Raw genomic sequence first — 9,311 nt, forward strand, 5'->3', positions numbered from 1 at the left:
TGATAAAAATAAGAATCTTAATATGTTGTTATTATAAAATTCTTTAAAAAAAATACATAATACAATATAAATATTTAACAATGTTGTATTTAGGTAAAGTATTTTATTAAGCTTTTTAAAATTCATTGCTACTATCCTTTAGAACCATAAAGTCGTTAGTATTTGTATAATTAATTATACAATAATATTAAAATTTTAACCATCTTATCCAAAGGTAGTTTTTTATATAATATTTTATATATTTATTTAGGAAAAGAAATGAAAACAAAATTGTCTATTAAAGAGCAGATAGAACATATGAAAGCACAAGGTATAAAATTTACTGATGACTTATGTTCGGAGCTAGAAGCCGAAAAATTCTTAGAAAATAGTAATTATTTTTTTAAAGTAAAATCTTTTGCAAAAAATTATGAAAAAGTTAATGGACAATATAAAAATTTAGAATTTGAATATTTGAGAAAATTTAGTATTTTAGATACTATTTTAAAAAATATTATTCTTGAAATTTCTCTATTATGTGAACATTTACTAAAAACCAAGCTGTGTTATCAATCAAGCATTAATAGTGATGATGATGGGTATGAGATAGTAAAAGATTATTTAAATAATAATATACCAAAAACGATACTTTTATATAATGAAGGCAAAATTCATTATTATTCTAAAGCTATGTTGGATAAATATAGAAATAATATGCCTATTTGGGTATTTATAGAAATATTAACTTTTGGAGAATTAATTAAATTTTATGATTATTATACAAAAAAATACCATATACAAAGTAGAGATAGAATTAATATATTTGACTTATACACAATAAAAAGTATTAGAAATATATCAGCACATAATATTTGTATATTACATACTTTTACAATGCCTTATATAGATAATTTTAGATTTTCATTTAGGCTTAAAAGTTTATTGGATAATAAAAATCTTATTTCAAGAACATCTAATCAAATTAAAATACCTATTATTCATGATTTCTTATGTTTATTATATATTTATAAAAATATTTGTAAATCAATAGAAACAAAAACTATGATAAAAAATAAAATTGATTCTTTTTTTAACGAATGTGAAAAATACCCTGAATATTTTTGTAAAAATACAATTATAAAAAGCAGATATGAGTTTGTTAAAAAATCAACCTCAATTATCTTAAGCTAATTGTAAAAAAAATTATGTATAATTTTCATATGGATAAAAAATCATAAAAGATTTTTATAGTCGGCGTATGCCTTGACAAGTTTTCAAATAGTAGCCAATGCTGTTGTATACAGTATTTGGCTACTTCTTTTTTAAAATATTCCGAATTCTCTATACTATTGATTCTTTCTTGAATTCATGATAACATACTTTAAAATTTAAAAATTAGTATTAAAAATAATACTTTCCATAATAGCATTAAAGCAATAGGAGTAAAATATAGAAACTATAATGTCTTAAATAACGATTGTTTTGCAACAACATATATTAATTAAAAATTAAAGATTTGACTATCTAATTTTCTCTATATATTGTTTTATTTTCAAAATTAATGTCTTTATTCGCTATTCTTTTCTTGATTTTATATTATTATTATAAATAATATTTTTTCTTTAAATATATTTTTTGTCCACTATTTTTAATTTTATCTTTTTCTCTGTATTTATAATAATTTTCATCTTTTATTATTTCGTATTTTGGTTGCATAAATTCCTTTAAAGGACTTAATTTTTTTCAGCTCTGTTCTCAATTGACACATCCCATATTTTTTTATAAACTTTCTTGTCTATAACTTGAATATATTCTCTTCCATCTTTTTTATATTTTTTCTTCTCTTTTACAACAACTGGTTCTTCATCAATTATTGCAAATCTACAATACTCATCTTTTTGTACATTATTTTTTTCAATAACTTCTTTTAAATTATTACTCCAAATTATTACATCTTTTCCTTTACTAGTTCTATATTTAACAAAATAACCAATAGACTTTTTTTATCAAAATTATAATTTGCTTCACCAAAATCAATTACTCTATAATGATGTGCTTTGTGTGTTTTTTTCTTATAATATGTTTCATTTTTTATATAAATATTTTGTTCCAATTCATTCCCGGTTTCAATATTTATTTTTTCTAATAGTTGCAGTTGCCTCTATATTTAATTTTCTTAATTCAATAGCAAAATTTTTTCTTAATTCATTCAAGTCAGCTTTTTTAATATTTACTCTTTTACCATTTTTATTTACTGATTTTAAACATAAATGACAATGTGGGTTATCTGTATCATTATGCATTGCTATAACAAAATAATTATCAGGGTATTTCTTTTTAATTGTATTTATTGCTGCAATTCTAATTTTATTAACTGGAGCAAGACTGTGCTCCTTCATAGAAAATACTATATTATATGTTTCTCTTTTTTCTTTTTGTCTAAAATTTATAATTTCATTTTGTGTAGGAATTTTATATACACTATTAAAATTTTTACAAGCATCTTTTATTTCATCTTTATTTGAATATAAATTATAATCACTATCTACTAATTCTATATTTCCTTGCCTGCTAATATAATTTATATGAGATTTTAAAAGATTAAAATTTTTACTAGAACTTGTAATTTTTATGACAACTTCATTGTTGGTTTTATTTCTACTCGCTCTTAAAAATTTTGAATAATTTGAATTATTTTTAAATGCAAATGTGCTATTTTGTTTTTGGTGAAATATTTCAAAAACTTTTCTTGCTTTCCATTCATCTTCAAAATTATATTTTTTTTCAATTTAATTTATTTCCTTTTTTGAACTCTGTAGTTCACATTTTCCATTTCTCTATTTAATTTATATAAAATTTCTTTTATGGTTTTTAAATCCGAACTAAATTTTTCATAATTTATATCAAAATTATATTTATTTGTTTCAATTGCATTTTTTAATATAGTGTTAATATTTCTACCCAATACATTTATATCATTAACTGCATCATTTAGACTTTTCATTTCTATATTTGTAAAAAATTTATCATTATAAATTGTATTTAGAAGTCTAAATTTTATTTCAGATGTAATAAAACTAAATCCATGTTCAGCTCTTTTTTTATCTAAAAATTCTTTTTCTTTATCGAATAAATATATTCTATATTCATGTTCATTTTTTAGAGTAAAAAAATTAAAATCTAACAAATCTTCATTTTTATTTTCAAAAAAATTTAACAAAATAATATTAATAATTTCATTTTTTGTAACATTATTATTTTTTGATAGTTCACTTATTTTTTCATCAATATTTTCTTTAATTCTTATTGTTAATCTATTTTTATTTTTGATCATTTTTTTCAATATACCCTTTTAAAAATACTATGAGCCTCGCAGAGAAACACAGCCTTTTATGCAAAAAATTGCTGTCAATTTTCGGCGTAAAAGGCTATCCTGCATTAAACTAATTATATCTAAAAAGATACTATAATTTTAATAAGTAAATTTTTCAAAAATCATTAATATAGATAAATTAAAAAAGATAAATAACAAATTATTTTTTACAAAGAAAAGTGAAAGAATTAAAAAAATTTAAAGAAATAAACATTAAAAAAGAAAAAAGATGTTTAAAACTTTACTGTAAAATTTATTGAATTACTTAATGAATTTGAAGAGAAAGATTTTTCTGAAAAGTTAAAAAAATTATTGAAAATAAGGAATAAAAAATGATAGAAGAATATCCAGAAGTTTATAGTTTTGAAGAAAGTATAAAAATTTTAGATAAATATAAAAATAAAATTACACAAGAACAATATAATTCTATAAAATCAAATATAGGAAATTTTGCTATAGAAGATATGTATTTAAATGAAAAAGATATTCTTACAAGTATTAGAATTTTAAAAGGTGAAACAACAGCTGATGAAAAAATAAAAAAACTTAAAAAAGAATGGGGTTTAATTTAATGGATAAAACATTAAATTTTGATAATGAAATACCAGAAAATAATTTTGACAGACAATTATTAAATTCAAATTTAATTGGTGCAAAAAATTTAATGGATTTAAATAAAAGAGAAAGAATTTTATCAAGTATTCAAATTGAAAAACTAAGTAAAAATTTTATTAAAGGAAATTTTGATTATCAGCATTTAAAAAATATACATAAATATATATTTCAAGATATTTATGATTGGGCTGAAAAATATAGTTTAGAAATGTGCTTAACAGGTAATTTTACAAAAACAATCAAGTTTATCTAAATTAGATAAACTTTTAAAAGAAAATTTATTAAAATTAAATAAAATTGGATTATACTATTATTTTTATATTACATACAAAAGTATTTATGAATAATAAATTCCAATAGTGAAAAACATATATATCCTTGTCTTTATTTTTAACAAAATTAATATATATCTTTAATCCTATAAAGGTTTATAAAAATTTGTATATCCACTTCTACCCTGCCCTCTAATTTTTTCAATAATAAATTTATTATTATTATTCTTTTTTAACAAATTCCATAAAGCATTTAATCCTACAATTTCAACATAGTCTTCTCTTGCAATTTTTTGCAATCTTCTCGTAAGTTTTGACTGAGCTATACCGCTTGGATTTTCATTAATAATTTCACAAACATAAGATAAAGTCATCAACTCTTTTTGACTCATTGAATACAATTCATAATCAAGTATTTCTATTTTAAAATTTTTTACATCGATAGAAAAAGCATATGAATTTGTTTTATCTCTTCTTTTTTGTGGTTCTAGAGTTAAAATGATATTATACAAAAAATTATTATAACTTGCTGTTTTATTTTCCAAAAAATAAGCTTCATCAACACTATCTTCAAATGAAGTTGCACCTTTATATGTTTTATCATTTTCTCCATTTTTTGTTTTGTTTGATGATGAAGAAATATTACTGTAGCTCCTTTACTTCTTAAAGATTTTAAATTTTCTAAAACTGGTATAACATCTTTATCTTTTGTCATATCTCCTCTCATAAAATCTCTAATACTATCAATAATAATAAGCTTATTTTCTAGTTCTGATTTTTCCCAAAAGTAAATCGGAAATCAAACGCCTTTTATATAAAAATTCTAATGGGTTTTTTAAATTAAATGTTACAAAATATTCAAAATTTTCATACTTTTCTAAAATATAGTTTAAATTTCTTCTAGCAAATTGACTCATACCGTTATCTCCGTCAAAATATATAACTCCATCTATTAACTTTGAATCTAATAACATAATAGATAAATATAAGACAAAAAAGCTCTTTCCCTCACCTGCTTTTGAGTAAATACTAACAAGAGAAATTTTCTATGAACCAAACTGGTTTATAGTTTTCTATATCTTTTGGATGAAGTTTAAATTTCTCTCTTAAATTTTGTATATTTAATCTATTTTGATTGTTTAATTTGCTTTTATTCACTACAATATCATTGTTTTTATTACGATTATTCTCGGTTTTTCTAGACCGAGAATTTCTAAATTATTTTTTATTTAAACTTCCCTGCTTAGTAGCCACTCATGTATCTTCTTTCTATTATAAAATATAGATTTTCCAAATTTAGAAAATGGTATAGGATTAATCTCTTGCATTTGAACTTTTTTCATTCTCATCTTTTCTTGCAAAGTTTTTGATATACCAAGCTATTCTTCTAATTGTTTTGGTGTAAGCCATTCATTAGCTAAACTTATTTTGTTTGGCAAAGATTCAAAATCAATCTTTTTCATTTATTCTCCTTTTTATTGGTTTATGACTGAATTTTAATTGATTTTTGATTTTTAGTGGTAGCAAAAGAGTATCTTATTTTTGATTTTTAAAAGAATAGCTTGTTTTACAAAAATATAAAACTTTAATAAGATATAAATATTGTTCTAATAAAAATCAAAAAATATTGGCTATGAACATTTACAAGATATATTAAAATATTAAAATAATATATTTTTAATGTCGTATTTTAGGGTTATTTGTATTTTTTAATATATTTAAAATATTATAAAATTATGAAAGACCAGTAAAGAAAAATAGATATTATTTAATTATATTTTTAAGTTTTTTTGTATATATGCTAAAATTTCATTCCTTTTTATTGGTGTGTCTGGAAATTTATATTCCTTAAATTCATTGTTTAATTGCAATAATTTTTCTCGATAAGAACTTTTAATGTCTACTAAACTTTTATATTCTATATGCTTTAAATTATTTTCTTCTTTCTTAAATAGTAAAGTCCAATTATCTTTTATAACTGAGGTTTTATTGTCTTTAAGTGCTTTATATTTATTATGACTTTTAATATAGCCACTTCTACAATGTTTCGACCAGATATATTTATATTTATGCAATATCAATTCATCTTTGCATATAGTCATAGCAAATTCACTTATTGACTTATCTTTTAACCTTTTTATTTTTTTGTTTTATACTTATTTTTTGTTTAGTCGAAGACCAATATTTTACTAATTCTAGAAAATAATTTTTATATATCGTGGCTATTTTATAAGCTAAATTTTTACCAATATTACTATTATATAAAACCTCTCTTGGTATATTTTTATATACTTCGTTAAATTTTAATTCCAAATCAGCAAAATTATTTTTTTATTTTTTTCTATTAAATCAGGACATTCTTCTTTTAATAATTCCCAAAAAAATGTATTAATTACAAATCCGGAAAGATATCCTTCAGTATAACCATTTTCAATATCTTCTTTTTTTATATTTTCAATTATATTCTCAAAATTTATTTTATATTCCTTCTAATTTATTTAAATAATCTCCATACCATTGCATAAGCTTAATCTTATTATTAATAGTTGTTTTCTCTCGTTGATAAGCCTCAATAATTTTATTATGTTCTTTATGTGCTAAACAGCCCTCTATCACCTCCCTTGTTATACCAATTTTTAAAAGTTCTGCTAAATTTAAAGTGCATATTGTTTTAAATGTTGCCCTAAAACCATGAGCAGTTACTCTATTTTTATATTTATCCTTATAGCCCAAATTTCTCATAGCTTTACTAATAGCATCTCTATGAATATGCCCATCTTTAGCTATAACACTTGGAAAAACAAATTTACTATTTTTACTATATTGATATTGCTCTTTTAAAATGTCTACAACATAGCTACTAAGTCCGATAGTATGTTTAATATTTGTTTTCATCTCTTCAGCTGATATAGTCCATATTTTATTTTCCAAATCTATATCTTTCCATTTTGCTTCAGCTGTATTTATTGGTCTATTTGTGGTTAAAATTTGTAGATAAACCGCTCTTTTAGTTTGCAAATCCATAGAATTGTCATTTTTTAAATCAATTAAAAATTCTTTCAATACACTCTCATCTATAATTGCAGGTAATCTAGTATCAACACCACGATTTTTGGCAAAACTATATGAAGTTGGAAAATCGTTAGCTAGTCCAATAGTTGGATCAATCGTTATATAGCCATCCCTTAATGCAAAGCTAAAGATAGTTTTTAAATCTCTAATTGTCCTATGGATTGTTTCTAATCTTGATTTGCTCGGATTATCTCTATTAAACAATGGATTTAAAAGATCTCTGAGCATAGTTGATTTAATGTTTTTAACATCCATGTTTTCTAAAGACGGCATTATATGTAGATTTATTCTATTTATCATTTTTTTTTAGATAGTTTTCGCTAACTTTATCTTTTTTTATATCAATGTATCTATAGAAAAGATTTTTAAATATATATTTATCACTATTTTTATTTTTAATCTCTTGAAGTGTTTTACCATTGGATATTTTGTTTAAAATAGTTCTTATATCTCTTCTTGCCTCATTGACACTATATATACCTTCTCTAAACTCATCTACTCTTATAGATTTTTCTTTATTAAATTTATCTTTATACTTTATAAAAAATATTTTGCTTCCTTTGAGATTTACCCATATATAAAGTTCTTTTGGCTCACCAACAGCTTTTTTATATCTTTTTGGTTTAATCTCCAAATTTCTAATATCTTTATCGGTTAAATATACACTTGATTTGTTTGCCATTTTTCAAATAGTCCACTAATAAATTCAACTAGTCCCCTAATAAATTTGAAATATTTATTAGGCTAAAAGAAATTATACTATATAAAAATAAACAAAACTACGTATATAGCGATATTATAGGTAAATAAAAAGAGGTAAAAATAAATTAAGAAAAATGAAAAAATGTATGATTGGTGGAGGTGTGCGGGATCGAACCGCAGTCCAAAAGCAAAAGACCAAAGCCTCTACATGCTTAGTGAAAATGAAAATTTCATCTAAAAGGGCTCATTTTCCAAAACCTGGTTTTTAGACTAAGACTAAAGTTTCATTTAAATGCTCGTCACACATCTAAACTACACTATTTAAAATTACACGCTTGAAAGCCTAAATAGTATCAGCTTTTAGCGTGGCTCAACTGAACTTACGCTACTTTTGCGTAAGCAGGAGCGAATTTAACGTTGTTTGCGTTTAAATTATTTTAGACTTTATACGCTATGTCCAAAGCGGCATGCCACCGTGACCACTCTACTCCTGTCGAAGCCAAGTCACCCCCATGTAATGTAAGATATATATTTTACTAGAATTAAATACATTTGTCAATTACCGTTTTTTTGGGTAAAATATAGTTTATTTTTAACAAAGGAAAAACATGAGAAAAACTTTATTCTTTTTATTTTTTACTAGTATAAGCTTAGTAGCTCATCCAGGAATGACAAACCCAAAAACAGCCAATGATTCCAATTCTACTAGAGATTTTTTTAACGAAGGAAAAGCAGCATTTGCTGATCAAAAATATGAAAAATCTAGAAGAATTTGGGAAGATTTATGCCAAAACAAACAAGATGGAACAGCTTGTACAAATTTAGCATATCTATATGATAATGGGCTTGGTTTTGCAGCAGATAAGAAAAAAGCTATAGAGCTCTACATTAAAGGTTGTGAATACAAAGACGCAACAGGTTGCTCAAATTTAGGCATGTCTTACTTTAAGGGCGATGGAGTTGATGTGGATTTTACTAAAGCTGTAGAATACTTTCAAAAAGGATGTGATTTAGGACATGGTTTTTCTTGTGCGCAAGTTGGATATCAGTACGAATATGGAGATGGTGTAAGACAAAGCCCTAAAAAAGCTTTTGATTACTACGAAAAATCATGTGATTTGAATTATGCTGAGGGCTGTAAAAACTTAGGTGTTTTATATGTAAATGGTTTAGGTGTAGACGTGAATTACATCAAAGCACATGAACTTTTTGCAAAAGCGTGCAATTTAGCTGATGAAACTGCTTGTAAATATGAAACAAGAATAAAAAAAGAAATGCAACAAGAGAATAAATAACTA

At 23.0% G+C, this 9,311-nt stretch carries 14 protein-coding genes and 1 other RNA gene; 4 read left to right on the forward strand and 11 right to left on the reverse strand.

Annotated features, from left to right (window positions below; all coding sequences use genetic code 11):
• Positions 1 to 258: 258 nt before the first annotated feature.
• Positions 259 to 1,170, forward strand: a complete 912-nt coding sequence (locus CBLAS_RS05280) for an Abi family protein (protein ID WP_106872764.1) — start codon at positions 259 to 261, stop codon at positions 1,168 to 1,170.
• Between the two features lie 757 nt (positions 1,171 to 1,927).
• Here CBLAS_RS05280 and CBLAS_RS09415 read toward each other — a convergent pair.
• Genes CBLAS_RS09415 through CBLAS_RS05290 form a run of 3 tightly spaced genes read right to left on the reverse strand, consistent with a single transcriptional unit; the run spans position 1,928 to position 3,322 of the window.
• A complete protein-coding gene (locus CBLAS_RS09415; RefSeq protein ID WP_216837721.1) occupies positions 1,928 to 2,092 on the reverse strand; it encodes a hypothetical protein in 165 nt (54 codons plus the stop codon).
• 13 nt (positions 2,093 to 2,105) lie between these two features.
• Positions 2,106 to 2,768, reverse strand: coding sequence for a relaxase/mobilization nuclease domain-containing protein (locus CBLAS_RS05285; RefSeq protein ID WP_106872762.1), 663 nt, complete (start codon positions 2,766 to 2,768; stop codon positions 2,106 to 2,108).
• Positions 2,769 to 2,773: 5 nt separating this feature from the next.
• Positions 2,774 to 3,322 carry a hypothetical protein gene (locus tag CBLAS_RS05290; protein ID WP_106872760.1) on the reverse strand — a complete coding sequence of 183 codons (549 nt, stop codon included), beginning with the start codon at positions 3,320 to 3,322 and terminating at the stop codon, positions 2,774 to 2,776.
• A gap of 362 nt (positions 3,323 to 3,684) precedes the next feature.
• Here CBLAS_RS05290 and CBLAS_RS05295 point away from each other — a divergent pair, with 362 nt between their 5' ends.
• The gene (locus tag CBLAS_RS05295) at positions 3,685 to 3,924 is read left to right on the forward strand and encodes a hypothetical protein (protein WP_106872758.1); all 240 of its coding nucleotides are present in this window, start codon (positions 3,685 to 3,687) and stop codon (positions 3,922 to 3,924) included.
• Entirely contained in the window at positions 3,924 to 4,220 is a 297-nt protein-coding gene (locus CBLAS_RS05300; RefSeq protein WP_106872756.1) for a hypothetical protein, read from the forward strand. The genes CBLAS_RS05295 and CBLAS_RS05300 overlap by 1 nt, the downstream gene beginning before the upstream one ends.
• 165 nt (positions 4,221 to 4,385) lie before the next feature.
• Here CBLAS_RS05300 and CBLAS_RS05305 read toward each other — a convergent pair whose 3' ends face one another.
• The 8 genes from CBLAS_RS05305 to ssrA all read right to left on the reverse strand — a co-directional run bounded on the left by CBLAS_RS05305 (position 4,386) and on the right by ssrA (position 8,525).
• Positions 4,386 to 4,751, reverse strand: coding sequence for a hypothetical protein (locus tag CBLAS_RS05305; RefSeq protein ID WP_133169631.1), 366 nt, complete (start codon positions 4,749 to 4,751; stop codon positions 4,386 to 4,388).
• Positions 4,733 to 5,032: an AAA family ATPase gene (locus CBLAS_RS05310; protein WP_342354099.1), complete on the reverse strand. Its 300-nt coding sequence runs from the start codon at positions 5,030 to 5,032 to the stop codon at positions 4,733 to 4,735. The genes CBLAS_RS05305 and CBLAS_RS05310 overlap by 19 nt, the downstream gene beginning before the upstream one ends.
• On the reverse strand, positions 4,998 to 5,213 hold the full coding sequence (locus CBLAS_RS05315; protein ID WP_106872750.1) for a hypothetical protein: 216 nt from the start codon (positions 5,211 to 5,213) through the stop codon (positions 4,998 to 5,000). Before CBLAS_RS05315 ends, CBLAS_RS05310 begins: the two co-directional genes overlap by 35 nt.
• Before the next feature lie 55 nt (positions 5,214 to 5,268).
• The gene (locus CBLAS_RS09680; RefSeq protein ID WP_277620713.1) at positions 5,269 to 5,397 is read right to left on the reverse strand and encodes a hypothetical protein; all 129 of its coding nucleotides are present in this window, start codon (positions 5,395 to 5,397) and stop codon (positions 5,269 to 5,271) included.
• Between the two features lie 614 nt (positions 5,398 to 6,011).
• Entirely contained in the window at positions 6,012 to 6,314 is a 303-nt protein-coding gene (locus tag CBLAS_RS05320) for a hypothetical protein (RefSeq protein WP_133169630.1), read from the reverse strand.
• A gap of 403 nt (positions 6,315 to 6,717) precedes the next feature.
• Positions 6,718 to 7,611 carry a tyrosine-type recombinase/integrase gene (locus CBLAS_RS05325; protein WP_241517643.1) on the reverse strand — a complete coding sequence of 298 codons (894 nt, stop codon included), beginning with the start codon at positions 7,609 to 7,611 and terminating at the stop codon, positions 6,718 to 6,720.
• Positions 7,601 to 7,993 carry an integrase arm-type DNA-binding domain-containing protein gene (locus tag CBLAS_RS09570; RefSeq protein WP_241517642.1) on the reverse strand — a complete coding sequence of 131 codons (393 nt, stop codon included), beginning with the start codon at positions 7,991 to 7,993 and terminating at the stop codon, positions 7,601 to 7,603. Before CBLAS_RS09570 ends, CBLAS_RS05325 begins: the two co-directional genes overlap by 11 nt.
• A 171-nt stretch (positions 7,994 to 8,164) precedes the next feature.
• Positions 8,165 to 8,525: a transfer-messenger RNA gene (ssrA, locus tag CBLAS_RS05330) on the reverse strand.
• A 96-nt stretch (positions 8,526 to 8,621) separates the two neighbouring features.
• On the opposite strand from ssrA, the gene CBLAS_RS05335 reads away from it, so the two are divergent.
• Positions 8,622 to 9,308, forward strand: a complete 687-nt coding sequence (locus CBLAS_RS05335; protein ID WP_106872746.1) for a tetratricopeptide repeat protein — start codon at positions 8,622 to 8,624, stop codon at positions 9,306 to 9,308.
• The last annotated feature ends 3 nt before the right edge of the window (positions 9,309 to 9,311 follow it).

This window comes from Campylobacter blaseri (assembly GCF_013201895.1).
In the GTDB taxonomy this organism is placed as follows: domain Bacteria; phylum Campylobacterota; class Campylobacteria; order Campylobacterales; family Campylobacteraceae; genus Campylobacter_B; species Campylobacter_B blaseri.

Excerpts from the sequence above, each read along its gene's own strand:
- CBLAS_RS05325 (WP_241517643.1), bottom strand. The coding sequence starts at position 7,611 with ATGATAAATAGAATAAATCTACATATAATGCCGTCTTTAGAAAACATG.
- CBLAS_RS05300 (WP_106872756.1), top strand. The coding sequence starts at position 3,924 with ATGGATAAAACATTAAATTTTGATAATGAAATACCAGAAAATAATTTT.
- CBLAS_RS05335 (WP_106872746.1), top strand. The coding sequence starts at position 8,622 with ATGAGAAAAACTTTATTCTTTTTATTTTTTACTAGTATAAGCTTAGTA.
- CBLAS_RS09570 (WP_241517642.1), bottom strand. The coding sequence starts at position 7,993 with ATGGCAAACAAATCAAGTGTATATTTAACCGATAAAGATATTAGAAAT.
- CBLAS_RS05315 (WP_106872750.1), bottom strand. The coding sequence starts at position 5,213 with ATGTTATTAGATTCAAAGTTAATAGATGGAGTTATATATTTTGACGGA.
- CBLAS_RS05280 (WP_106872764.1), top strand. The coding sequence starts at position 259 with ATGAAAACAAAATTGTCTATTAAAGAGCAGATAGAACATATGAAAGCA.
- CBLAS_RS05295 (WP_106872758.1), top strand. The coding sequence starts at position 3,685 with ATGATAGAAGAATATCCAGAAGTTTATAGTTTTGAAGAAAGTATAAAA.